This window comes from Tahibacter caeni, assembly GCF_024609805.1.
Taxonomy (GTDB): Bacteria; Pseudomonadota; Gammaproteobacteria; order Xanthomonadales; family Rhodanobacteraceae; genus Tahibacter; species Tahibacter caeni.
Genome location: NZ_JANFVR010000010.1, coordinates 13827 through 36457, shown reverse-complemented (window position 1 = coordinate 36457; position 22631 = coordinate 13827). Strand labels below are relative to the sequence as shown.

Here is a 22631-nt window from a genome sequence, read left to right as displayed (position 1 = left end):
GCTCGCCCGACCGGCCGCGCCGCCGGCGCGGGCCGCGCGGGACGGACGCGTGGTCCGTACCCGCGCGGCGCGCGTTCAGTTCGGTTGTATCGTGCAGGTGACTTCGGTGACGCTGCGGCTGATGCAGGTCACGCGCCCGCCGCTGCCCCAGCCCGCGTTGAGCACGAGCACGTCGATGCCGTAGCGCGCCGCCCAGTCCTCGAACGACTGGACCGCGACGGCCGCGTTCGAGCCGAGGAACCAGCTGCGGTCGGCATAGAACTGGAGCGCGTTGCCGTAGCCGGTCGGCAGCACGATGCCGCTCGGGTCGACGACCTGGCGCAGCATCACGTCGCCGCTGCTCGTGTCGTAGCGCACCTTCGCATAGCCGCCGTCCTTCATCGGCACGAACACCGTGACCTGGCCGGTGACCTGCTGGGTCAGCCGCGACGCGCCGTCGATGTTCGCCATCGAGTCGGGATCGAAGATGAAGCCGGGTGTCTGGCCCAGGGTCGAGAAGTAGTCGTAGACGAACGCGTCGATGCTGCCGGGCTGGTCGCTGAACGCGAGGTCGTAGCTCGTGGCCGGATAGTTGGGGTAGACGTTGCCGAAGTAGGGCCCGAAGTTGTAGCCGCGCAGGTCGATCGGACTGCCGCGGCCCGGCGTGACCTGCTCGTTGACGACCGGCTCCGGCGATTTCATCGCGTTCACGGTCGGGTCCATCGAACTCGGAATCGTGCGTGGGCTGCCGGCGCGCAGCTCGACCGTGGCGCCCGACGGAAACTTCAGATACACCGAGCCGTCGGCGCGGATGATCGTCGTGAAACTCAGGCTGTTGCCGTTGCGCCGATACAGGTCGCTGACCGTCCGCATGTAGTCGATCAGGCGCTGGGCCGTCGGAACTTCGTAGCCGCCCGCCTGGAAATAGAGCTCGCTGTTCCAGTCCAGCGCGATGCTGCGGATCTGTCCGTTCGTGAGGTTGTAGACGAAGGCGACGCTCTGGCGCACGCGCGGGTACTGCGTGACGGCCTTGTTGATGTAGTCGCTGGTCGACACGCAGGTGTTGCAGAGGATCGGGTAGTACTGGCCGACGGTGCTCAGCGAATCGTCGACCGGAGCGGCGAGCTCCGGCAGGCCCGGGTCCGTGGACTCGGCCCGGGCGCCGCCGGCGAACAGCAGCGTCACGGCGAACGCGGAAGCGCTGAGCCAGCGGCGCAGCGCGGAACGGATGCATTGCATAGGAATTTCTCCCTGTCTGATCGTGCGTGGCAATCCGGTGCTGCTGCACGGCCGTCCCTGGGCGTCCGTCGGCGGCAAGCCGGTGAGTGATCGCGATGCGGCCGACGACGTCGGACGCGAAGGAGGCGCAGGCGGGACGCAGGGGGGTATTGCGATGGGCGCCTGGCGCCGACCTTCGCGACCGACAAGCGGTATCGCGCCGTCGCGCGGTAGTCCGTTCTTCCGATGGAGTCTCCTCTGTGGCGGTCCGCGACGTGAGCGAAGTGCGTGACAAAAATGTCTTTCGTAAAAAACGATGGGACGCACAAATTTCGCTGTCAACAGAAAACGCCGAGGAAACGCGTATTCGCCGTGGAATCGCGTTGCTGTTCGTGCGGCGAGACAACTGGATGAGGAAATCGGAAAAGTTGTTGTGCTGCTTTCGTACAGTCAGGACGGACGTAGATCAGCATTGCGAGGAAATGACTCAAAATATAAAAATGTATTTTCGATCGATGCGAATTGGAATGGGCATGCTTTCGGGGTTCCGTGCGCGGCGCAGGGGGCGACGGGAGGCTTCGTGCGGCTGTGTGCCGCAGCGGCCTGAGCGCCGGTTCGTACGACAGCGGTGCTGCGAAAACGCAGGCGTGGCAGGCGCGGTTCGCCGGCGCCCGAGCGCGATGGCGCGGGGGCGTCAAGCGCAAGTGGGAATTGGCGGCGCGACAAACACCGACGTCAGGAAACACGCCGTTCGTACTGGCAAGCGGAACATCGGTTCATCGCGTTGCATGTACGGACTGAAGTTGTTCGTACGCGGCGAGTGCTGGCTTCGTGCCTGTCGCGGGCCATGCGCGATGGCTCCCGCCGGCGCCGACGGCGCCGCTCAGATGAAGCGCTGCGGCCGTAGTCGCGAGGTCTTGCAATCGCGCTCGAATGCACTTGCGTTCGACGGGCTTCGCGGCGGCGCCGGAAAATCTCCGGCACGCACGCGCGGATGCACGCGACGGGCGGTCGCCGCACGCAGACCGGACTACACGGTCTGCCTCGAAATCTCAGCTGCCGATCTCGATTTCCTCGATGCCGAGATAGCGGTTGATGGCCTGGGCGGCCGCGGCGACCAGCGGCTGCAACGGCGGCGCATGCAGCGCGGTGCGGTCGAGGTTTTCCATCCAGCCGAACAGCGACTGGCGCAATTGTTCTTCGGTACGCACACGCTGATGCACGTCGGCGAGGATGCGCGTGTATTCGCTCGCGGTCGGGCTGCAGCCGACCGCCGCGAACACGGCGCCGAGCGCGGCCATGAACTCGCCGGCGCTGCCGTCGAGGCCGAAATCCTCCGGGCGGTAGTCGAGGTAGCCGCGGCTCGCGTCCGCATGGATGCGGAAACTGACCTTGGCCAGCGAGTGGTACAGCGGCTCTTCGGAGATCAGCACGAGCAGCAGATGCTGCGGATTGGCCACGCCCGTGCCCTGCGGCGACGTCCATTCGCACGTCTGCACGAAGTGGTAGAGGCGGATGTGGTCGTGGAAGTCGGCTGCCTGCAGCTGGTCGAGGATCAGCAGGGTGCGTTCGCCTTCGGAATACGCGCAGGCTTCGCTGATGCCGCGTTCGAATGCCGTCAGCGGCGCTTCGAGCGCGCCGGCCGTCGTCGCGTCCTCGCTGAGCACGATCGGCGGCGGCGGCGGCTCGGCGCTCGTGAAATCGTGGTAGAGCAGGTGCGGGTATTCGAGCGCATGGCCCAGGGCGTTGGCCAGCGCGGTCTTGCGGCGGCCGGAGCTGCCGACGATGTTGAGGCAGCGCAGATGCGGAAGATGGGCCTCGAACAGGCAGCGCAGCGCATAGTCGTAATCGTCGTTGGACTCGAAGCCGAACTCGGCGAGTTTCTTGCGCAGGCTCATGGCGGACGGACTCGGGGCAGGGCGCCGAGCATAGCCGAGGCGACGGCGATCGGTCCGTTGCGAGCGCCGCGCGACGAGAGGCCGCCTGGCCGATCGGCGGCGCCGTGCGAAACGACGGGGAACGAACAAAAACGCCTGCCCGGCGAAGCTGGCCACTTCCTGTGGCCGTGTCGCGAGCGGCTGCGCCGGGCAGGCGTTGTTCGGAACCTCAGGCCGCGGCTTTCGCGTCGGCGCTCTTGCGCGGGCCGTGCAGCAGCGCCTGGCGCACGCCGTCGACGACGAGGTCGACTTCGGCTTCGGTGATGTTGAAATGCGGTGTGAAGCGCAGCGAGTTGGTGCCGCCGTGGATGACGCCGTAGCCGTGCTCGCGCAGGTACTCCTCGGTGCTGTGCGCGCCGTAGCACTTGAACTCGGCGCTGAGCTCGCAGGAGAACAGCAGGCCGGTGCCCTGCACCTTGGTGATGTAGCCCGGCAGCTCGGCCTTTAGCGCTTCCAGCTTGCGCACGAACTGCGCGCCGCGCTCGCGGATGTTGTTCTTCACGGCCGGCGTCAGCATGCCGAGCACCGCGACGGCGACGTCCATCGCGCGCGGGTTCGTCGTCATGGTGTTGCCGTAGATGCCCTTCCTGTACAGGCCGGCGGCGCGTTCGCCGACGGCGAGCACCGACAGCGGGTACTGGCCGGCGTTCAGCGCCTTGGAGAAGGTCTCCATGTCCGGCGGCGGCAGCTGTTCGAAGCCCGGGTAGTCGATGATCGACAGCACGCCGTGGGCGCGCAGGCCGGCCTGGATCGAATCGACGAGGAACAGAGAGCCGTGCTTTTCGGTCAGCTCGCGCGCGGCGGCGTAGAACTCCGGCGTGACCGAGCGGCCCGGGTCGCCTTCGCCCATGACGGGTTCGAGGAACATGGCCTCGATGAACCAGCCGTTCTTGTCCGCGTCGGCGAAGACCTGGCGCAGCTGGGCGACGTCGTAGGGATCGACCGTCAGCAGGCTCGACTCGTCGCGGAAGCTCGCGAGGTGCTGCTGGTAGGTCTTACGGCTGGAATCGGAATAGACGGCCGGACGCTCGGTGCGGCCGTGGAACGCGCCCTTGACCGCGAGACGCTTGATCGCACGGCCCGCGTAGCGCGCGCCGGCGTCGGTCAGCAGCTTGGCGTTGACGTCGGCGATGCGGCAGGCCAGCGACACCGATTCCGAACCCGAGTTCAGGCACAGGAAGCGCGTGTACGGACAGCCGCCGCGCCCGGCGCCGATGGCGGCCTTGAGTGCGTGAGAGAGCTTGTACTGCGAGACGTTCGGCGTCATGACGTTGGCCATGACCTGCGGGCGGCTCATCGCCTCGAGCACGGCCGGCGGCGCGTGGCCGAAGCCGAGCATGCCGTAGCCGCCGGAGTCGTGCAGCACGGCGCCCTTGAGCGTGACGACCCAGGGACCGCAGGCGGCGAGCGCGACATAGGGATTGACCGAGTCGTCGGCGTAGAAGTTGACGAAGTCGGCCTGGATCGTGCGCATCTGCTCGGCTTCGTCGAGCGCGATCAGCTGCGGCAGTGCGGCCTTGAGCTCGAGGAAGCGCGCGTGCGCCTGGGCGACGGCGTCGACGAGTTCGGGCGACGTCGCGGCGAAGCGCAGCAGGGTCGCGTCGTCGAGGCCGCGGGTGCGCGCGGCACCACCGGCCGTGCGCAGTACGGTGAGTTGTTCGATCAGCTGCATCGCGGGCTCCAACGGAAACGGGCCGACGCGCGCCGGACGGCGCGGATCGGACAAGGCTGAGGGCGCCACCAGGCGCGAGGTGCGGCCAGTCTACCAGAGCGTATTGGTAGCCCCCTGGGGCCGATTCCTGGCCTCCGAAAGGGGCCACTTTGCGGAGGCTTCGGCGCCGCGCAGGTGACGAATGTCAACCGCAATTGCTGATGCCGCCAACTACGGCGGCGAGGCGCGGCTGCGTAGCCTGGACCCACCATCGGGAGACGCGGATGAACACGCAGACAGTCGCGCAATTGCGCGGCGCCGGCAAGCAGCGCGGCGCCATACAGGCCCTGGCCGAGGTCGATCTGACCATTGCCGCCGGCGAAGTCTATGCCCTGCTCGGGCCCAACGGCGCCGGCAAGACCACGGCGATCTCGCTGCTGCTGGGCCTGTTGCGCCCGGACGCCGGCGAGGCGCGCCTGTTCGGCCTGCCGCCGCAGGATCTCGCCGCGCGCCGGCGCATCGGCGTGATGCTGCAGTCGGCCGGACTGCCGGACACGCTCACAGTGGCCGAGCTGCTCGCGCAAGTGCGCAGCTACTACGCCCAGCCGCGCAGCCTCGCCGACGTGGCCGCGCTGGCCGGCATCGAGCCGCTGCTCGGCGCGCGCTATGCGCAGCTGTCCGGTGGCCAGCAGCGCCGCGTGCAGTTCGCGCTCGCGATCTGCGGCCGGCCCGAGCTTCTGTTCCTCGACGAACCGACGGTCGGCATGGATACCGAATCGCGCGAGCAGTTCTGGCGCACGATCCGCGAACTCGTCGCCGGCGGCTGCGCCGTCGTACTGACCACGCATTACCTGGAAGAAGCCGAGGCGCTGGCCCAGCGCATAGGCGTATTGATGCTGGGCCGGCTCGTCGCCGAAGGCAGCCTCGACGCGATCCGCGCGCGCGTCGGCCAGCGCCAGATCCGCTGCGTCAGCAGCCTGAGTGCCGAACAGGTGCGCGCCTGGCCGCTGGTGCAGAGCGTGCAGCGCGAAGGCGAGCGCCTGCACATCGTGACGCCGCAGCCCGAGCCGGTGCTGCGCGAACTGCTCGCCGCCGACGCGCAGCTGCGCGATCTCGAAGTACAGCGCGCCGGCCTGGCCGAAGCGCTGCAGACCATCACCCGCGAGGCCGCCTGACATGACCACGACCACGTTCGATGCGATCGCGCGCCGCAGTCTCGCGCTCGAAGCCCGGCTGGAATTCCTGCGCCTGCTGCGCACGCCGAGCTTCGCGGTGCCGGCGCTCGCGTTTCCGGTGCTGTTCTATCTGCTGTTCGGCGTGCTGCTGGCCAAGCCCGGTTCCGCGATGCGCGTCGCGCAGTACCTGATGGCGACCTACTCGGTGTTCGGCGTCATGGCGCCGGGCCTGTTCGGCTTCGGCGTCGGCGTCGCGACCGAACGCGACAAGGGCCTGCTCGCGCTGCGCCGCGCGCTGCCGATGCCGCCGCTGAACTACGTCGGCGGCAAGCTCGCGATGGCCATGCTGTTCGCCGCGATCATCGTGACCCTGCTGTGCATCACCGGCGCGACCGTCGGCGCCGTGCACCTCGAGGTGACGCAGTGGCTGTCGCTGTTCGTGCTGATGGTGTTCGGCGCGCTGCCGTTCTGCGCGCTCGGCCTGCTGATCGGCAGCTTCGTCAACGGCCAGGCGGCGCCGGCCGTGGTCAACCTGATCTATCTGCCGATGGCGCTGCTGTCGGGCCTGTGGTTTCCGCTGAACCTGCTGCCGCTCGCGATACAGAAGCTCGCCGTGCTCTGGCCGGCCTGGCATCTGGCGCAGCTCGGCCTCGCGGCGACGGGGCAGGGCGGCGAAGGGAGCGTCGCGGCGCATCTGCTCTACCTCGCCGTGTTCACCGTGGCCGTCGGCCGCTGGGCCGCGCGGCGCCTGCAGCGCGAGCCCTGAGCGCGCATCCGTGGCAGCATTGCAGCCCATGAACTGGTTCCGTCGACCCGCCGTGCTGGCGTTGCGCGATCGTCTCGTACCGGCCGAACTCGGCATGGGCTGGGCGCCGTTCCTCTCGCTGGCCTACCTCGCCTTCCTGTTCCTGCCGGTGCTCATCCCGCGCATCGCCGGGGCCGACTGGCTGCCGCAGACCCTGCTCGCGACGGCCGTGTTCCTGCCGCTGTATTTCCGTGCCTACTGGGCGAGCGGGCGCGAACTCGTGCTGATCGTGCTGGCAATGGCCGTGCTGGCCGTGCCGCTGGCGCGGGCCAATCCGTTCTCCAATACCTTCGTGATCTTCGCCTGCGCGTTCGCGCCGCACCTGGCGTCGCTGCGCAACGGGCTGATCCTCGCGCTCGGCATCACGGCCGGCTTCTCGCTGTACATCCTGGCGTTCGTGCGCGGCGCGCCGCTGACCGTCGGCATCACCTATCTGGTCGGCACGGCCTGTTTCGTCGGCTCGCATTTCATGCGCGAGAACCAGCGCAAGCAGGTCGCGCTGCGTCTGTCGCACGAAGAGGTCCGCCGCCTCGCGGCGCTGGCCGAGCGCGAACGCATCGGCCGCGACCTGCACGACCTGCTCGGTCACACCTTGTCGCTGATCACCTTGAAGTCCGAACTGGCCAACCGCCTCTGGGAGCGCGACCCGCAGGCCGCGCGCCAGGAGGTCCGCGAGGTCGAGCGCGTCGCGCGCGACGCATTGGGCCAGGTGCGCCGCGCGGTCACCGGCATCCGTGCGGCCGGCCTCGCCGCCGAAGCGGCGTCGGCGCGGCTGCTGCTCGAGTCCGGCGGCGTCAAGTTCCAGTACGAACTCGCCGCGCCGCCGCTGTCGCCCGAGCTCGAAACCTGTCTCGCCCTGGTGCTGCGCGAGGCGGTCACGAACATCCACCGCCACGCACAGGCCTCGCGCGCGAGCGTGCGCCTGACCGGCGACGGCGGCGACCTGCTGCTCGACGTGCAGGACGACGGCCGCGGCGGCGACATCGTGCCGGGCAACGGCCTGTGCGGCATGCGCGAGCGGCTGCAGGCCTTCGGCGCGACTCTGCGCATCGACGCGGTGCGCGGGCAGGGCACACGGCTGACCGTGCGTGTGCCGCAGGCCGCCGGCGCCGCGGCGGCCGACGCGGTGACGGCGCATTGAGCCTGCCGCGGCCTCCGGCTACGCTGCGCGCATGATTCGAGTATTGCTGGCCGAAGACCAGGCCATGGTGCGCGGCGCGCTGTCGGCGCTGCTGCGGCTGGAGCCGGACATGGACGTCGTTGCGAGCGCGGCCGACGGCCAGGAAGCCTGGCGCCTGATCGAGCAGCACGCGCCCGACGTCGTCGTCACCGACATCGAGATGCCCGGCCTGACCGGCCTGGAACTGGCCCAGCGCGTGCGCGAGCGCGGCGCCGCCTGCAAGGTGGTCATCGTGACGACGTTCGCGCGGCCGGGTTATCTGCGCCGCGCGCTCGAAGCCGGCGTCGTCGGCTACCTGCTCAAGGACGCGCCGGCCGAACAGCTGGCCGACGCGCTGCGCAAGGTGCATCGCGGCGGCCGTGTCGTCGATCCGCAGCTCGCCGTCGATGCCTGGAGCGAAGCCGACCCGCTGAACGACCGCGAACGCCAGGTGCTGCGCCTCGCCGGCGAAGGCCTGTCGGCCGGCGAAGTCGCCGCGCAGCTGCACCTGTCCCAGGGCACCGTGCGCAACTACCTCTCCGAAGCCATCGGCAAGCTCGGCGTCGGCAACCGCATCGAGGCCTACCGGCTCGCGCGGCAGAAGGGCTGGCTGTAGCGCCGAGTGCGGATGGCGGACGATGTTTCGTTTCGTCGCGGCACGGCTATTCCAGCGACGGGCAGGGCTGTGGCAGATTGCAGCGCGCCGCTGTCGCGCGCTGACCTTCACTGCAACGGGATACGAAGGATGATCGAGGTCGAACGAAACGGAATTCGCCGCGGCCTGCCGCGCGTGGCGAAGCCGGCGCTGCGCAGCCTCGCGCTCGCGACGGCGCTCTGGAGCCTGCCCGGCCTGGCCTGCGGCCCGTACTTCCCGCACGAACTGCTGACCGACCGCCACGCGAGCGTCTACGACCTCGTCGAAGGCACGTTCGATTTCGAGGCCACGCAGCTCGTGCCGCGGCCGGCGGCCGTGTTCAAGCCGAACGAGAATCCCTGGGAGGCGCCGGGCGAGTCGCGCGACACGCTGGAGAAGGAAGAACTCGGCGAGGACGGCTGGGCCAAGGCGCAGGCCATGCGAGAAGCGGCCGACGACGCCTCGGCCTGGGCAGCCGGCGAAGGACTGCCGCAGGACGTGCGGCTCTACCTGGCCGGCGCGCGCGCGTTCCATGCGGGCGAGGCCGACGTCGCGCGCCGCCGCTTCGAGGCCGTGCTCGCGCTGTCGGCCGATCAGCAGAACCGCCGCGGTGTCTGGGCGCATTTCATGCTCGGCCGCCTGCGGCTGGCCTACGACGTTCATTACGATCCGGATCAGCTTGCGGCGATCGCTGCGGGCAGGGGTGCGGCGGATCCCGCCGTCGTCGCGATGGACACGATCGTCCAGGCCGCCGCCGCGGATTTCCAGGCCGTGCGCACGGCCGTCGCCGCCGGCGCGGCCGATCCGCTCGGGCTGGCCGTCGCGAGCTACGGCGAGGAAGCGCAGCTGCATCTCGCGCGCGACGAGACGGTCGCGGCGGTCAAGCTCTACGCGGAACAGGCGGCGCAGGGTTCGGCTTCGGGCCGCGCCTCGCTGCTGTTCGTCGCGCGCGGCCTGTTCGCCGACGAAGCGAGGTTGCAGAAGGCCCTGGCCGATCCGCTGCTGCAGCGGCTGCTCGCCGCCTACGTCTATACGCGCAGCAACGAACTGATCTACGCCTCCGGCGAGGAGCAGGAAAACAGCGGCGACGCCGCGGCCGATGCCGCGCAGTCCGCTGCGGCGGCCGCTGCCGGCACGGCGATGCTGGAGCGCTATTACGCGGCCGTGGCCGCGAGCACCGGCGAGATCGCCGGCGTCGACCGCGTCGCGGCTGCGGCCTACCGCGCCGGGCGCTACGAACTCGCCGCCAAGCTCGCGCCGCGCAGCGAGACCGCGATGGCCTGGTGGGTGCGCGCCAAGCTCGCGCTGCGTGACGGCGACGACAAGGCCGCCGCGGAGGCCTATGCCAAGGCCTCGCAGGCGTTTCCGCGCAACGAAGACTGGGGGTTGGTGCTGCACGAAGGCTACGAGACCGACGGACTGTTGCCGGCCTGCCGCGTCGACGGCGAGCGCGCGATTCTCGCGCTGAGCCGCGGCGACTATACGGAGGCGCTGGCGCTGTTCCGGGCGAGCGATTCCTGGGTCGATCAGGCGCACGTCGCCGAACGCGTGCTCAGCGTCGACGAGCTCAAGCAGTTCGTCGACGCGCGTGTGCCCGCGCCGGCCACGGCGGCCAAGCCCGACGAGAACGGCTGGGTGCAGCGCTCGCCCGACGAACAGCTGCGCGCGCTGCTCGGCCGGCGCCTGCTGCGCCTGGGCCGCTACGACGAAGCCGTCGCCTATTTCCCGCCGGACCTGCGGGGCAAGGCTGCCGACTACGCCAAGGCGCGCGCGGATGCGGCGAAGCTCAAGTCCGTGGAGCGCGCCGACGCGCTGTTCCGTGCGGCCACGCTCGCGCGCGAGTCGGGCATGGAGCTGCTGGGCTTCGAGCTCGCGCCCGACGCGGCCGTGTTCGACGGCGCCTACGAATGGAGCGAGCCCGAGCTCGACAAGCAGGACAAGAAGCTCGTCGGCGCCGACGAGATCCAGCGCAGCACGGCGAACCAGGCACAGCCGGCGCAGCGTTTCCACTACCGTTTCGTCGCGGCCGATCTGGCCGGCCAGGCGGCCGATCTGGTGCCGGCGCGCTCGCAGGCGTTCGCGGCGCTGCTGTGCAATGCGACGGGCTGGGTCATCAACGGCGACGCGAATCTCGCGCAGCGCTACTACCGCCGCTACGTCGCCGATGGCCCCTACGTGGCCTGGGCGGCCAATTTCGGCACGTCGGGCTATGCTTGTCCGGCGCCGGATTTCGCCGGCGCGGCCAAGCGGCTGCAGTTCGAACGCCTGCGCTGGGCCAAGCAGACCCTGCGCCGCGCGGCGCCGTTCGTCGCGGCCGGCGTCGGCGCGCTCGCCCTGGGCGGCGTGCTGTTGCTGTTGCGCCGGCGCAGGACGAAAGCCGCGCGATAGCGGATAATCCGCGGCCCGCCGGACCGTGAATCCGGCGCGTCCCGGTGTAAAAGTGAAAAAATCAGACTTCCATTTCGACCTGCCGCCGGCGCTGATCGCGCAGCAGCCGCTGGCGCAGCGCTCGGCGAGCCGCCTGCTCGAACTCGACGCCAACGACGACAGCCTGATCGACCGCCGCTTCGCCGATCTCGCCGAACGGCTCGCGCCCGGCGACCTGCTCGTCTTCAACGACACGCGCGTGCTGCCGGCGCGCCTGTTCGGGCGCAAGGATTCCGGCGGCGCCGTCGAGATCCTGATCGAGCGCGTGACCGGCCCGCACGAGGCGCGCGCGCAGCTCGGCGTATCCAAGAAACCTAAGCCCGGCGGCCGCATCGTGCTGGCCGACGGCAGCGAAGTCGAAGTACTCGGCCGCGACGGCCCGTTCTTCGACCTGCGCTTCCCGGCCGGCGAGCCGCTGGAAAAACTGCTGCTGCGCCTCGGCCGCATGCCGCTGCCGCCGTACATCGCGCGCGAAGCCGGCGACGACGACACCGAGCGCTACCAGACGCTGTTCGCGCGCCGGCCGGGCGCGGTCGCCGCGCCGACCGCCGGCCTGCATTTCGACCAGGACCTGCTCGATGCGCTGAGCGCGCGCGGCGTCGAATTCGGCCACGTGACCCTGCACGTCGGCGCCGGCACCTTCCAGCCCGTGCGCAGCGAAGAAGTGCGTGATCACGTCATGCACCGCGAATGGCTCAACGTCGGCGCCGAGCTCATCGAGAAGATGCGCCGTACGCGCGCGGCCGGCCATCGCGTGATCGCCGTCGGCACGACGGTCGTGCGCGCGCTCGAGAGCGCGAGCCGCGACGGCGAGGTGCTGCCGTTCGCCGGCGAGACGCAGATCTTCATCTTCCCAGGCTACCGCATCACGAGCGTCGACGGACTGATCACGAATTTCCATCTGCCCGAGTCGACGTTGCTGATGCTGGTCTCCGCGTTCGCCGGACGCGATCGCGTGCTCGCGGCGTATGCGCACGCGGTGCGCGAACGCTACCGCTTCTTCTCCTACGGCGATGCGATGCTGATCTGGCCGCCGCGCCACGGCGTTTCGCGGCGGTGACGAGGGCGCGGCCGCTGCCGCGCCATTGATTCCGACAAGCAATCCAACCACACGCGGCCGCTGCCGCAGAAGAATCGCCTCATGAATTTCGACATCAGCCAGACCGACGGCGCCGCGCGGCGCGGGCGCCTGAGTTTCCCGCGCGGCACGATCGAAACGCCGGCCTTCATGCCGGTCGGCACCTACGGCTCCGTCAAGGCCATGCTGCCGCGCGACCTCAAGGAGATCGGCGCCGAGATCATCCTCGGCAACACCTTCCATCTTTTTCTGCGCCCCGGCCTCGACGTGATCGGCGACTTCGGCGGCCTGCATCGCTTCATCGGCTGGGACCGGCCGATCCTGACCGACTCGGGCGGCTTTCAGGTGTTCTCGCTCGCGCACAAGCGCAAGATCACCGAGCAGGGCGTCACGTTCGCCTCGCCCGTGGACGGCGCCAAGGTGTTCCTGAGCCCCGAGGAATCCATGCGCATCCAGCGCGTGCTGAATTCCGACATCGTCATGATCTTCGACGAATGCACGCCGTATCCGGCCACCGAGAAGCAGGCCGCCGATTCGATGGAGCTGTCGCTGCGCTGGGCCGAGCGCTCGCGCCGCGCCCACGAGGGCAATCCGAACGCGCTGTTCGGCATCGTCCAGGGCGGCGTCCATCCCGCGCTGCGCGCGCGCTCGGCCGCGGGCCTGCAGCAGATCGGCTTCGACGGCTATGCGGTCGGCGGCCTCGCCGTCGGCGAACCCGAGGCCGAGCGCAACCATACCCTCGAAACGACGGTGCCGCTGCTGCCGGCCGACAAGCCGCGTTATCTCATGGGCGTGGGCCGGCCCGAGGATATCGTCGAGGCCGTGCGCCGCGGCATCGACATGTTCGACTGCGTCATGCCGACGCGCAACGCGCGCAATGCGCACCTGTTCACGCGCCACGGTGTGCTGCGCCTGCGCAATGCCCAGTACGCGCGCGACATGCGGCCCATCGACGAAGCCTGCGGCTGCTACACCTGCGCGTCCGGATTCAGCCGCGCGTACCTGCGCCACCTCGACAAGTGCAACGAGATCCTCGCCTCGCAGCTCGCGACGATCCACAACCTCTACCACTACCAGGAACTCATGGCCGGCCTGCGCCAGGCCATTGCCGAGCGCAGGCTGGAGGCGTTCGTCGCGGAATTTTATGCGTTGCGGGCCGGGTAATTTTGCGCCGGGCAGGGGCTGACCTTTCCGACATTCCTCGACGTTTCGATGGCCGGACGGCACGCATTGCGCGTTCCGGGGGCGTGGCCTGATTTCGTTAACTGATTACGGGGCCGCCTTGCCTCGAACGGCAGTAACCGTATTTTCGTACCAGATCTGTCGCTCTCGTCGTCGAATTTCAAGCAATGTCTTGCGCTCTTCAAACGTGTGCAGCCCGTTCGCGCGCGACAGCATGTGATTGTATGAAGGACACGCGAGCACAAGGTTGGAAAGTTCGTCAGTTCCACCCGCTGAAACCGCGATGACATGATCGACGGTTGCGGAGTGCCATGAAGAAAACGAATGCAAGAGGTCGACGCCACAGTAGCGGCAATGGCCGCCATCGCGCTCAAAGACTGCATTCCAAGTGTGGGAATCGACGCGCACGGTCAGCCCTCTCGCACCTGAATTGGGCCGCGCTTCGAATCGGCTTCGGCCAGAACGAGTCGTCAGATGCCGCTCCGCTGCTGCTCCAGGTGATGCCAGACGCGCAGGATCACGACGGCGGACGGATGCAAGGTGTAGCGAACGACGTACGGACCGAACACGAAATCGCGGATGGCGTCGGATTGCAGCAACGGTGCGACGGGACGGCCCATTTCCGGAAAGACGAGCAGCTGCTCGATGCGGCCAAGCAGCTCGGCGGCCACTCTGCTCGCCGCGATTGGATTCTTTTCTGCGATGAACTGGCGCAGACGGACCAGGTCCTGAACCGCCTCGGGCGAATAGGCCAGCTTCACTGGCCGGCGCCCGGCGGCGGCAGTTCGTCGGACTGCCCCCAGGAGCGCAGCCAGGCATGAACGGACTCACCCGATACCGCCTTGCCTTGTGCGACAGACTCGATGGCGTCGAGGGTCTCCTTCCAGCGCGTCTGCTCCAGCTCCTGCTGGGCAACAAATTGCCGGATGGCTTCGTTGATCAACCAGTTCTTGCTGCGGTGGAGCTTGCCGGCCATGGCTTCCAGGCTCGACTCGACTTCGGGCTGCAGGCGGACAGTAGTGACACCCATGGTCGGGTTCTCCGGTCGGGAGACTGCAATGTATTACACGGTAGTCGGTGCCGCAAGAACCGCTGCGGCGTGCTGACGTGCTGAATCCAGGCCTATGAAACGAGCTCAGCTTTAGCGAATCGCTGAGCAGCGGCGAGCGGGGTCTCGTCTCCGCCTCGGAGAAGGTGTCGCGTTCGCCGCCAGTACGCCGCGCCGACGCGGCGGGAGGACTATCCTGGTACGACGCTATGCGGTCTGAACGGCAGATCAGTCGCAATTCCATGGCGTCTGAAACGCAGAGCGATCAACCGCTGACCGGCCGGTGCTGCGTCCCCGCTCCCGGCGTGACGAACAGCATGCGGCTCGGCGCAAACACCTTGGCCGTATGCCACGTGCCGCGCGGAACGATCAGCGCGGCGCGTCCCGAGAGTCGGGTAGAGGCGACTCCCGACGGTAGTTCCAGCAGGAACTCCACGTCACCGTCGAGCAGATAGACGAACTCGTCGCCGTCGGGATGCATCTCCCAGTTGGACCAGTCTTCCGCGCAGACGAACTCGCTGATGAGCCAGCCTTCGTCGAATTCGGCCAACCCCTCGGGCGGCAGCGACCAGAATGCCGCACCGCCGGGTGTCGTCCGGCTCGAGCCGTCGGCGGCGAGAAGCACGTAGGTATCTTCCGGATTGAACGACATGGCTGCCTCGGCGCTCGTAGAGGATCAGGCATCGCTTGGCGGAGTGAAGTTGGTTCGACGGGACGGCTGGGTTGCGAAACGTCGTCCCGGCAATGTTGCTATCAATGAATGATCACGCTTCATCTGTAGGAAACAGCCCGGGCCAGCCTTTGGCTGGATGAGCCACTTGCAGGAACCTGGCGTTGGCGCGCGGAAAGCAACGTCCCGTGAGGTTGGTGAAATCGCCCGAGCGGCGCGAGTGCTCGACGTAGTCGATCACTGAACTGCCTCGTACGAAAACCAGCAGCGAGATGCCTTCATTCCACTCAATATCGGTCAAGGTTTCGGCGGGCCATTGGAATCCCAATGTCTGACCGGCGGCCGCATCATCGGAATAGGGGCCGAAGACGCATACACGGTCCCAGTTGCCGGGAGCGGCAGATGCGAGATCGACACTCCGGCGCCCCGACGCCGAGAATTGGTCCGCGATCGCCGTCGACGTCGGATTGTTGAACTGGCAGCCGGCGAGGACTACCAGGAACGGGGCCAGCATATTGCGGTAGCGGTATTGGTCAGGCATGACGGTAGGGTTGTAGCTGGGCTTCGCTGCGCGGCGCGAAGGCGAGCAGATCGGTGACGCCGACGTCGACGCCGGACTGGAACAGCAAGGTCGTGACCTGGCCGCGATGGTGGGTCTGGTGATTGAAGAAATGCTGCAGCAGCAGGCTGAAGTTCTTGCTGGTGCGGACGTCGGCGAGGTTGGCGTACGTGAGGTCGGCGGACAACTGCTCCTGCGTGAGCTCCGGCACCCAGCGTTCGATGAGCTCGTCGAGCTGGCGCCGGTAACCGCGCAAAGCCGCCAGATCGGGCGCGAGCGATTGGGTCAGGGAGGTCGGCAGCGGAAACGCGGACATTGCGCCGAGCGCCGCGAACGACGCGGGATGCTGCGCGAAGCGATGCAGCCAGATGCTGTCGGCGACGGCGATGTGATTCAAGGTGCCGAGGATGGAACCGAAGAACGCGCCCTTGTCGGCGGCGAGCGTCGCGTCGTCGAGCGTGGCGGTGGCCTCGAACACGCGGTCGTTCATCCAGCGGTTGTATCCGGCCATCAGTGCGGCGGTTTGCGGGGTCATTGGCGGTGCCTGTCTGAATCGCAGTGTTAGAGAGCAGCGCAAGGCGCGGAAAGGACAGGTGATCGGTCCGGTGCCGGATATCAGGGGTCGCCCTTCGCCCGGTTGAACCGGAGCATGTTGCAGAACAATGCCCCTTGTTCGATCGCGTCGTCCAGCGCGACGTGCGTGTGCGGGAACTCGTCGAACCACTCTCCCGGCATGTTGCGCTTGGTGCTTTCGCGGTAGTCGGTCTTCAGTACCGCCATCGCATACGATTTCATGTCCAGCGCCGAATGGCCGAACGGGCTCTCGCCGACGAAGCGGATCAGATACCAGTAGACGAACAGGAAGTCGAAGCCGGCCGGGTAGGCGACGAATACGGGCTTTCCCTCGAGTTCCCGGATCCAGTCGACATAGGCGCGCATCGCCGCGTCGGGTTTCTGCAGATCCTTTCTGCAGGCGGCCCAGGCCTCCGGCTGCGTGGCCCACCATGCGGCGGTCTTCGGATGCGCGCTCGCGCCGTCGAGGGTTTCGAGGTTCGCCGAGAACGTCGCGACGAGTATCTTGTCCGCGGTATAGGCGGCGGACCCGAAACTCAGCATCGAGTGCGGACCCGGTATCGGGCCGTCGGTCTCGACGTCGGTGCTGATGTAGATTTCGCTCATGGTATTCGCGTTAACCGCCGCAGTAGTGCCGAATGGCTGGATCATGCCAGCTCGCGCGGCGGTTTCGGCGTTGGCGGATTACGGGAATTCGTCGAGACGAGGATTAGCCGGTATGCCGGATGCCTTGATCTCGTCGAGCGCTGCGATGGCTGCCTCGATGTGTTGCGCCGACGGCAAGTCATGCTCCTCGTGGGCGTCGGCAATCCCGATCCGATCGAGAATCACGGATCGGCCGACACCGTACTTCTCGGCTACGCAGACCGCGCAGGAACGGACGTGCGACAGCCGGTGCCGGATGGGAAGGTCGGCATCGAGCGCCTGCTTCTTGTGCGAGGAGTACGACATGCGGGAGATGAGTCCGTCGCTCGAGATCGGGGGCGAAAGTGATTCGGCCTGGGCGGAGACGGCTCAGGTCGCCGACGATTCCGAGAGCCCGTCGGAGACACGCCGATACTCGGCGGAGGGCAGTTCGAGGGCTGGCCGAGAGATCCAATAGAAGGGGCCGAAGATATGCAGCATCGCCCAATGCCAAGCCTCGTCGTGGAACACGAGGCCGCGATGCGGTGCGGATGCGGGCTCGTATTCGTAGAACGTGCCGGCTGCCTCCTGGGCTTCGGCCGCCGGCGTGTCTGCGAACGTCTGGAGGCACCAGGCGAACAGCAGGCGCTCGTGCTTCAGGTATTCGGCATAGCCCGTTTCGTCTTGCCGCCAGGGATTGTCTGCATGGTTCATCGGACACCGGGTGATTGAATTCAGCCGCGCTGCGAAACGGTATCGGCTCGAACGGTTGTCAGGTCTCGCGCCGGCCTGCCTCGAACCGCTCCGCAGTGCGGGCAAAGCCCGATCTCGTCGACCGTGAGCGGATGAAAATACTCCATGAACCGGTCCTTGAAATACAGGCCTTCCTTGACCTCGATCCTGACCGGATCGTGTCCGATGCTCTGGCGCAGGACGCACTGGTTCACGTACTTCCTGAACCCTTGATACGAATCGAGCCATTATCCCCGGTTGTGCCCTGTTTTCACGAGATTCACCGGGTTCCTGATTCGCGCCGAGAAGCGGCGTCGGGGACGAGTGAATCGCCGGGCCTCAGTCGATGAGGCCGGCCTCGCGCATGACGCGCCGCTCGTGCTCGTGGGATATCCAGAACGCTGCCTTCGGTCCAATGCCCGGATCGAAGAGGAAATACGTGATGAAGAACCTGAAGCCCAGCGGATGGCCGGGCTGTTTCTCGAACGTCATCTGCCAAGGGACCTTGGCCATCGCGTATTTCCCGTCGAGCGGCGTCGTTTCCCGTCCCAGAATCGTTGCGCGCCGGAATCCGATTTGCCGGAAGAACGCCTCGCGCCGAGCGAAAGCTTCACGAAGCGACTGGTCGTTGCGGCCGCACGACACGCCGTCCGGATCGCCGGCCATGAACTCGGCGGTGTACAGCGACGACAGCAGGTCCGGATCGAAGGAGTTCGCCGCTTCCTCGTAACGTGCAAAGAACTCGTCAATCGTCGACATGCGCGGCCTCCTGACTTGGGCATGAGCGCCCGGTCCCGTTTGTCCGCCGTGTAGACAAAGGAATCAGATGATCGGCGGCAATCGGCCACTGAGCAGGATACGATCGTCGGTCGCCACCGTCAGCCCGAACCGTGAGTACAGGCGAAGCGCCGACGCATTCCCCGCGCCCACTTCGACGTGCACCGCCTTGCACCCGCGAGCGCCGCATTCCGCGAACAACGCGCCGAGCAGTGCATGGCCGATGCCTCGCCGGCGAAACGCCGGCTCGACGAACAGGTCGTCTATATAGCCGCCCGTTCCCCCGAACTCCATGCAATAGCGCACCGTGAGCACGGCATGGCCGGCCGGCGTCGCGCCACGACTGGCCAGCCATACGCCGCCGAGGTCGGCGCGATCGACGAGCGTACGAAACGACGAAGCAGCCCAGTCGCGATCGAGCGGATAGTTCGACTCCGCATAGAACGCCTGCATGAGCTCGACGAGCGCGGGAACGTCGGCATTCGTCGCCCGCCGGATCTCGATGTCGGAGTTCGCACTGTGCACTGCCACGATGCGCCTAGGCGTCGGGCCCGGCTGCGCCGCGAGGCGGTCGTCGCGCGAATGAATCGCCGGCGCCATGCCTGCGCGCAACGAGCAGCGGCAGGGCCGCAAAGACGATCAGCGCAATCAGATAGGCCGTCCCCGACACCGGATCGCGCCCCGCGACATACCCGGCGACGCTTCGCCCCGACGCAACCGTGAGCACCAGCTCCGCGGCGACCAGCAGCCCCAGCGCGACAAGGCCGATGCCGAGGCGTTGCAGGGCTGGAAAAGGACCGTAGCGGCGAACACAGAACCGCGCCGCCAGGAAGCACGCACAGAGCATCAGCGGCATCTCGAGCAGTTCCGCCCAGCGCACGCCCAGGCGTGGAACGACGAACGGAATGCGAATCGCACCGAGCACGAAGCCGGTGACGAACACGAGCGCGAAGTAGGCGAAGCTGGCTTTGAATGCGCGCATCTGTCGACAGCGACCTGACGTCTGAGTCAACCCGGTTTTGGAATCCGAGAGCGGATCGAATGAACGATCGGACGGCAGTTTATCGATCGCCGGCGTGACCGGCACGCTCAGGTTGCCGATGCATCCGTCTCCGGGTCGCGGTTGCGCCGGCCAGGAGCACGGGCTAGCCGGCCGATGCCCGTCACGGCCAAAGCGGGAATGCGAACAGAGCACCCGCGCCGCTCCCGCGGCGCCAGAACAGGACAACCTACTCGAGGAACTCCTTACAGCATGGCGGTGGCTCATCCGCCGGGTTGCAGGCAGCGGCAAGATGCTCCGGTTGGTCGGCAGGCCGCCGATGGCATCCGGGCTGCCAGATCGACAACGGGGGCGAGTTCGGCCAAGAGGCCAATCACGGCGGTCGTCGGCGGATCGGTCCGTCCCGTCGCCTTGGCGAACGGCGGGATCCGTCAGGGAACTTCCGGGCGCGAACCGGCCCCCGGCGCCGGTCACCACAACTTCGCGGGCGGATAGCTCTTGGGCAGGCCTTTGCGGATGTTGTTCACGAAGTTCTTGTCGTTGAACGGGACGTTCGCGCGGCCGTAGTCGTGCGTGTTCAGCACTTTCTTGAGCTCGCTGTTGTCCGCCTTGGCGCCGCCGTGCATGAGATCCCAGGTCACGATGGGCGGGGTGAACCAGTTGCAGGTGGGATTGACCGGTTTTTCGCCTGGTTCGGCGAAGGTCATGGTGTGAGTGGAGGACTTCTTCCGATAGACCATGTAGACCGTATTGCCGTCGTGGATCACGTTCTGGATCTTCTTGGTGTCCACGTCGCCGTGCACGCTGATGCTCGCGTGCGTGAGCTCGCCGTCGGTGGTCCAGACCATGCCGAACTCCCAGTCGTTGCGATGCCCGCAGGCGGGACCGGTGATGCAGCCGTTGCCGGTCTGGTCCTTGACGAAATACTGCGCGTACAGGTGCGCGCAATAGGTCCTGTTGCGGGGTTCGCCGGGCGGAGACCACACCACGCATTTCGCGCGGTAGTAGGTGTTCGAATAGTCCAGCTGGTTCTTCCAGGCGCAATGGCCGTCCGTCGTGCCGCCCAGCTTGATCCCCGGGTTCGGTATGCCGTCGAAACTGACGCCGGCGGAGGGCAGGCATCCGTCGCGCCGGTAGTCGAAGCCGATCGCCCACTTCCTGGCTTCTAGGTCTTTGTCGATCGGCAAGGGCGCAAGGCAGGCCGGATCCTTCCCGCTGCTGCAACTGTCGACTTTTGCCCAACTGGCCTCGCAGGCCTTGTCGGCGATGGCCGTGGATTGGACGCAGGTGATCGCGACGAGACCGATCAGGGCAGTCCACGGGCGCAATGGCGATGTCATGGCTATTCCTCATTCAAGGGGGAGTGCAGCCGAATTTCCCTGCCGGTTTTGCCGCGCAGGAAAGTCTGGACGGACGGTTTCCGAAACGAAGCTGGAGCGGAGGCGGGTTGTTGCATTATGCAAAATAAAAGTTTGATACATCGGCGCCATGCCCGGATCGCCGTCCTGGCGGTCCTGCGTCGACTGGGTGCATTCATTCCCTGCAAGCGCACGCGGCGGGCGCTGCCCGATGCCTTCCGTGGCACGACCACTGCGGCCGGGCAGGGCTGTGCCGGCAGCTGCGCCGCGGCGGCCGGGCATGGGCGGGACGCGCGACGCAGCGCTGCCGGGTGTCAATCGGTACGAGTCGTGTCCTCCAGGGGCGACGGAAGAAGGGTAGGGCGTCAACCGCGAGTGAACGTTGCATATTTATCCACAACGCACTGTCGCTAACAGGCAAGAGCGAAGAGCGGACGCGGTTCCTATCACCGATGTTCGTCGCCATGTGTCGTCGCGGACTGCCGAGCGGTAACCGCGGGACGCCGCCCGGCCTTGGGTCTCCGGCAGGGGCGTCGCACCGGGCGCGCGCTGCGGCATGCATCGTCCGGGGGGCGGGCATTGCCGTGACGCGGAAGACCGCCGCCGCGGCCTGCGATAGCGGCCGAGGTCATGACGAGAGGCGAGGTGCCGGTCGCGAGCCGCCGGCGCCGGCGGTCCTGGTAATGCGCCCCTGCGGACGCGGCGCGACCCGCTTCCGAGCCGAAGACCGTGCACGATGCCTGTTTTCAGTCAGCGATGATTGAGGGCCGCCCAGCCATGACGGATTTCCAGGCTCCCGCGACTGAATGCCAGTCACGCGAGCCCGGGCGGCACTCAGCGGATAGTGGCCGCCACTCGTCGTTGCCTGACCGGCGGTCGTCGGAGACGGATCGGCAGTCGCGCGAGACCGAATATCAGTCACGCGTGCCTGCGCGTCACTCGACGATGAGTGCCAATTACTCGCCGGCGGGTAACCGGCAGTCATCGACGAGGAATGCGCAGCCGGCGATGACCGGAATCCACCCGAACGAGCATGGTTGCTGCCGACGCACACCGGATGCGACATCCCGGAAAACGCCTTTCGCCTACCCATGGACAACTCCGTGGGTGCGCTGCCGGTTTCGCCGACGTTTCAGCCATTGCGCATTCGCGCGGTCAGGGCGTGAACGGGGGCGCCGAGAGGATGGAAGGCGACGGCCGGCCCGATATGCTCGCGTCACTCGAATGCGACAGGGTTCTCGGCTCTCCGGGAAAGCCGATGCCGGCCGACCGCTCGCGCAGGGCCCCGGGCCGTTCACGGCATGGGGCGACGCAGAGCGCGGCTGACAGCAAACGACGCCAATCACCGTTCCTGCTGCGGCAAGCGCATTCGCGTGCATGCAGTTCCAGCGAATCGCGCGCTGTCACCCACCACGCTGCCACCCACCAAGGATGTCCCGATGACCATCAGTACCTTCGCGAAGGCCGCCTTCGGCCTGATCGTGTTCTCCGGCGCGTGCCTCGCCGACTCGCCGGCATCCAGGCCGCCGGAAGAAATCTACGCGCCGTTGAAGATGGAAGAGGGAACCTGGGATGCCGCGGTCACGTTCTATGAAAACGACAAGCCGTCGGGCACGGCCACGGGTGTGCAAGTGAATCGCCTGCTCGAGAACGGCCACTGGATCGTCAACGAATTCCGCATTCCCGCCACCGAGAAGTTTCCCGCCTACGAGGGCCACGGCGTCTGGGGCTACGACCCGGTGGCGAAGACCTATGTCGACACCTGGGTGGATACGAACGACAGGACGGTTCGAACCGACTACGGCTACTGGAACGCGAAAGAGAACACCATGATCTGGTCGTCGAAGCAGTCCGACGGCCAGGGCCACTTCGTCGACTACCGGATGACGGAGGAGTTCAAGGGCGACACGCGGATCTTCACGGTCTACCAGCTCGGCATCGTGAAGCCCGTGCCGCATGCGCTCCTCACGATCGTTTTCACCAAGCGCAAGTCATGATCCGATAGCGTCGGGCCACAGCGCCGGAGCGGCGCAACGCCGCTCCGC

General features: G+C 67.3%; 25 protein-coding genes. 8 read left to right on the top strand and 17 right to left on the bottom strand.

All coding sequences use genetic code 11. The features are described from left to right. Window positions 1-75: 75 nt before the first annotated feature. The 3 genes from NON22_RS01995 to NON22_RS01985 all read right to left on the bottom strand — a co-directional run bounded on the left by NON22_RS01995 (window position 76) and on the right by NON22_RS01985 (window position 4806). Entirely contained in the window at window positions 76-1218 is a 1143-nt protein-coding gene (locus NON22_RS01995; protein WP_257385220.1) for a hypothetical protein, read from the bottom strand. A gap of 1031 nt (window positions 1219-2249) precedes the next feature. Beyond that, the gene (locus NON22_RS01990) at window positions 2250-3095 is read right to left on the bottom strand and encodes a hypothetical protein (RefSeq protein ID WP_257385219.1); all 846 of its coding nucleotides are present in this window, start codon (window positions 3093-3095) and stop codon (window positions 2250-2252) included. Between the two features lie 208 nt (window positions 3096-3303). Beyond that, window positions 3304-4806, bottom strand: a complete 1503-nt coding sequence (locus tag NON22_RS01985) for an aminotransferase class III-fold pyridoxal phosphate-dependent enzyme (RefSeq protein WP_257385218.1) — start codon at window positions 4804-4806, stop codon at window positions 3304-3306. A gap of 263 nt (window positions 4807-5069) precedes the next feature. Here NON22_RS01985 and NON22_RS01980 point away from each other — a divergent pair, with 263 nt between their 5' ends. From NON22_RS01980 to tgt, 7 genes are all read left to right on the top strand, one after another. Further along, window positions 5070-5960, top strand: a complete 891-nt coding sequence (locus tag NON22_RS01980) for an ABC transporter ATP-binding protein (RefSeq protein ID WP_257385217.1) — start codon at window positions 5070-5072, stop codon at window positions 5958-5960. A gap of 1 nt (window position 5961) precedes the next feature. Next, a complete protein-coding gene (locus tag NON22_RS01975; protein WP_257385216.1) occupies window positions 5962-6726 on the top strand; it encodes an ABC transporter permease in 765 nt (254 codons plus the stop codon). Between the two features lie 28 nt (window positions 6727-6754). Then, window positions 6755-7906, top strand: coding sequence for a sensor histidine kinase (locus NON22_RS01970; protein WP_257385215.1), 1152 nt, complete (start codon window positions 6755-6757; stop codon window positions 7904-7906). 31 nt (window positions 7907-7937) lie between these two features. After that, a complete protein-coding gene (locus NON22_RS01965; protein WP_257385214.1) occupies window positions 7938-8540 on the top strand; it encodes a response regulator transcription factor in 603 nt (200 codons plus the stop codon). Between the two features lie 129 nt (window positions 8541-8669). Beyond that, window positions 8670-10946, top strand: a complete 2277-nt coding sequence (locus NON22_RS01960) for a hypothetical protein (RefSeq protein ID WP_257385213.1) — start codon at window positions 8670-8672, stop codon at window positions 10944-10946. A 52-nt stretch (window positions 10947-10998) separates the two neighbouring features. Further along, a complete protein-coding gene (gene queA, locus NON22_RS01955; RefSeq protein ID WP_257385212.1) occupies window positions 10999-12045 on the top strand; it encodes a tRNA preQ1(34) S-adenosylmethionine ribosyltransferase-isomerase QueA in 1047 nt (348 codons plus the stop codon). A gap of 81 nt (window positions 12046-12126) precedes the next feature. After that, the gene (gene tgt / locus NON22_RS01950; RefSeq protein WP_257385211.1) at window positions 12127-13227 is read left to right on the top strand and encodes a tRNA guanosine(34) transglycosylase Tgt; all 1101 of its coding nucleotides are present in this window, start codon (window positions 12127-12129) and stop codon (window positions 13225-13227) included. Between the two features lie 105 nt (window positions 13228-13332). On the opposite strand, the gene NON22_RS01945 is transcribed toward tgt, so the two are convergent. From NON22_RS01945 to NON22_RS01880, 14 genes are all read right to left on the bottom strand, one after another. Further along, on the bottom strand, window positions 13333-13653 hold the full coding sequence (locus NON22_RS01945) for an HNH endonuclease (protein ID WP_257385210.1): 321 nt from the start codon (window positions 13651-13653) through the stop codon (window positions 13333-13335). A gap of 62 nt (window positions 13654-13715) precedes the next feature. Further along, window positions 13716-14006 (bottom strand): type II toxin-antitoxin system RelE/ParE family toxin, encoded by a 291-nt coding sequence (locus tag NON22_RS01940; RefSeq protein ID WP_257385209.1) that lies wholly within the window; start codon window positions 14004-14006, stop codon window positions 13716-13718. Beyond that, complete coding sequence (locus tag NON22_RS01935; protein ID WP_257385208.1) at window positions 14003-14275, bottom strand: CopG family ribbon-helix-helix protein; 273 nt, start codon at window positions 14273-14275, stop codon at window positions 14003-14005. Before NON22_RS01935 ends, NON22_RS01940 begins: the two co-directional genes overlap by 4 nt. 283 nt (window positions 14276-14558) lie before the next feature. Further along, the gene (locus NON22_RS01930) at window positions 14559-14945 is read right to left on the bottom strand and encodes a cupin domain-containing protein (protein WP_257385207.1); all 387 of its coding nucleotides are present in this window, start codon (window positions 14943-14945) and stop codon (window positions 14559-14561) included. A 112-nt stretch (window positions 14946-15057) separates the two neighbouring features. After that, window positions 15058-15504, bottom strand: a complete 447-nt coding sequence (locus tag NON22_RS01925; RefSeq protein ID WP_257385206.1) for a hypothetical protein — start codon at window positions 15502-15504, stop codon at window positions 15058-15060. After that, window positions 15497-16057 carry a DinB family protein gene (locus NON22_RS01920; protein ID WP_257385205.1) on the bottom strand — a complete coding sequence of 187 codons (561 nt, stop codon included), beginning with the start codon at window positions 16055-16057 and terminating at the stop codon, window positions 15497-15499. Before NON22_RS01920 ends, NON22_RS01925 begins: the two co-directional genes overlap by 8 nt. Before the next feature lie 80 nt (window positions 16058-16137). Continuing rightward, the gene (locus NON22_RS01915) at window positions 16138-16701 is read right to left on the bottom strand and encodes a 3'-5' exonuclease family protein (RefSeq protein WP_257385204.1); all 564 of its coding nucleotides are present in this window, start codon (window positions 16699-16701) and stop codon (window positions 16138-16140) included. Window positions 16702-16779: 78 nt separating this feature from the next. Continuing rightward, window positions 16780-17046, bottom strand: a complete 267-nt coding sequence (locus tag NON22_RS01910) for a hypothetical protein (protein WP_257385203.1) — start codon at window positions 17044-17046, stop codon at window positions 16780-16782. Window positions 17047-17109: 63 nt separating this feature from the next. Beyond that, window positions 17110-17433 (bottom strand): hypothetical protein, encoded by a 324-nt coding sequence (locus NON22_RS01905; RefSeq protein WP_257385202.1) that lies wholly within the window; start codon window positions 17431-17433, stop codon window positions 17110-17112. A gap of 20 nt (window positions 17434-17453) precedes the next feature. Then, window positions 17454-17666: a hypothetical protein gene (locus NON22_RS01900; RefSeq protein ID WP_257385201.1), complete on the bottom strand. Its 213-nt coding sequence runs from the start codon at window positions 17664-17666 to the stop codon at window positions 17454-17456. A 124-nt stretch (window positions 17667-17790) separates the two neighbouring features. Beyond that, window positions 17791-18210 (bottom strand): nuclear transport factor 2 family protein, encoded by a 420-nt coding sequence (locus NON22_RS01895; RefSeq protein WP_257385200.1) that lies wholly within the window; start codon window positions 18208-18210, stop codon window positions 17791-17793. Window positions 18211-18273: 63 nt separating this feature from the next. Further along, window positions 18274-18828: a GNAT family N-acetyltransferase gene (locus NON22_RS01890; protein ID WP_257385199.1), complete on the bottom strand. Its 555-nt coding sequence runs from the start codon at window positions 18826-18828 to the stop codon at window positions 18274-18276. Further along, entirely contained in the window at window positions 18767-19315 is a 549-nt protein-coding gene (locus NON22_RS01885; RefSeq protein ID WP_257385198.1) for a hypothetical protein, read from the bottom strand. The genes NON22_RS01890 and NON22_RS01885 overlap by 62 nt, the downstream gene beginning before the upstream one ends. A 383-nt stretch (window positions 19316-19698) precedes the next feature. Next, entirely contained in the window at window positions 19699-20568 is an 870-nt protein-coding gene (locus tag NON22_RS01880; protein ID WP_257385197.1) for an NPP1 family protein, read from the bottom strand. 1457 nt (window positions 20569-22025) lie between these two features. Between NON22_RS01880 and NON22_RS01875 the strand changes: the two genes are divergently transcribed. Beyond that, window positions 22026-22583 carry a DUF1579 family protein gene (locus NON22_RS01875; RefSeq protein ID WP_257385196.1) on the top strand — a complete coding sequence of 186 codons (558 nt, stop codon included), beginning with the start codon at window positions 22026-22028 and terminating at the stop codon, window positions 22581-22583. Window positions 22584-22631: the final 48 nt, after the last annotated feature.

Excerpts from the sequence above, each read along its gene's own strand:
- NON22_RS01980 (WP_257385217.1), top strand. The coding sequence starts at position 5,070 with ATGAACACGCAGACAGTCGCGCAATTGCGCGGCGCCGGCAAGCAGCGC.
- NON22_RS01970 (WP_257385215.1), top strand. The coding sequence starts at position 6,755 with ATGAACTGGTTCCGTCGACCCGCCGTGCTGGCGTTGCGCGATCGTCTC.
- NON22_RS01930 (WP_257385207.1), bottom strand. The coding sequence starts at position 14,945 with ATGTCGTTCAATCCGGAAGATACCTACGTGCTTCTCGCCGCCGACGGC.
- NON22_RS01880 (WP_257385197.1), bottom strand. The coding sequence starts at position 20,568 with ATGACATCGCCATTGCGCCCGTGGACTGCCCTGATCGGTCTCGTCGCG.
- NON22_RS01875 (WP_257385196.1), top strand. The coding sequence starts at position 22,026 with ATGACCATCAGTACCTTCGCGAAGGCCGCCTTCGGCCTGATCGTGTTC.
- NON22_RS01920 (WP_257385205.1), bottom strand. The coding sequence starts at position 16,057 with ATGACCCCGCAAACCGCCGCACTGATGGCCGGATACAACCGCTGGATG.
- NON22_RS01990 (WP_257385219.1), bottom strand. The coding sequence starts at position 3,095 with ATGAGCCTGCGCAAGAAACTCGCCGAGTTCGGCTTCGAGTCCAACGAC.
- NON22_RS01935 (WP_257385208.1), bottom strand. The coding sequence starts at position 14,275 with ATGGGTGTCACTACTGTCCGCCTGCAGCCCGAAGTCGAGTCGAGCCTG.
- NON22_RS01910 (WP_257385203.1), bottom strand. The coding sequence starts at position 17,046 with ATGTCGTACTCCTCGCACAAGAAGCAGGCGCTCGATGCCGACCTTCCC.
- NON22_RS01915 (WP_257385204.1), bottom strand. The coding sequence starts at position 16,701 with ATGAGCGAAATCTACATCAGCACCGACGTCGAGACCGACGGCCCGATA.
- NON22_RS01925 (WP_257385206.1), bottom strand. The coding sequence starts at position 15,504 with ATGCCTGACCAATACCGCTACCGCAATATGCTGGCCCCGTTCCTGGTA.
- NON22_RS01975 (WP_257385216.1), top strand. The coding sequence starts at position 5,962 with ATGACCACGACCACGTTCGATGCGATCGCGCGCCGCAGTCTCGCGCTC.
- NON22_RS01890 (WP_257385199.1), bottom strand. The coding sequence starts at position 18,828 with ATGGCGCCGGCGATTCATTCGCGCGACGACCGCCTCGCGGCGCAGCCG.
- NON22_RS01895 (WP_257385200.1), bottom strand. The coding sequence starts at position 18,210 with ATGTCGACGATTGACGAGTTCTTTGCACGTTACGAGGAAGCGGCGAAC.
- NON22_RS01960 (WP_257385213.1), top strand. The coding sequence starts at position 8,670 with ATGATCGAGGTCGAACGAAACGGAATTCGCCGCGGCCTGCCGCGCGTG.
- NON22_RS01995 (WP_257385220.1), bottom strand. The coding sequence starts at position 1,218 with ATGCAATGCATCCGTTCCGCGCTGCGCCGCTGGCTCAGCGCTTCCGCG.
- NON22_RS01965 (WP_257385214.1), top strand. The coding sequence starts at position 7,938 with ATGATTCGAGTATTGCTGGCCGAAGACCAGGCCATGGTGCGCGGCGCG.
- NON22_RS01985 (WP_257385218.1), bottom strand. The coding sequence starts at position 4,806 with ATGCAGCTGATCGAACAACTCACCGTACTGCGCACGGCCGGTGGTGCC.
- NON22_RS01905 (WP_257385202.1), bottom strand. The coding sequence starts at position 17,433 with ATGAACCATGCAGACAATCCCTGGCGGCAAGACGAAACGGGCTATGCC.
- tgt (WP_257385211.1), top strand. The coding sequence starts at position 12,127 with ATGAATTTCGACATCAGCCAGACCGACGGCGCCGCGCGGCGCGGGCGC.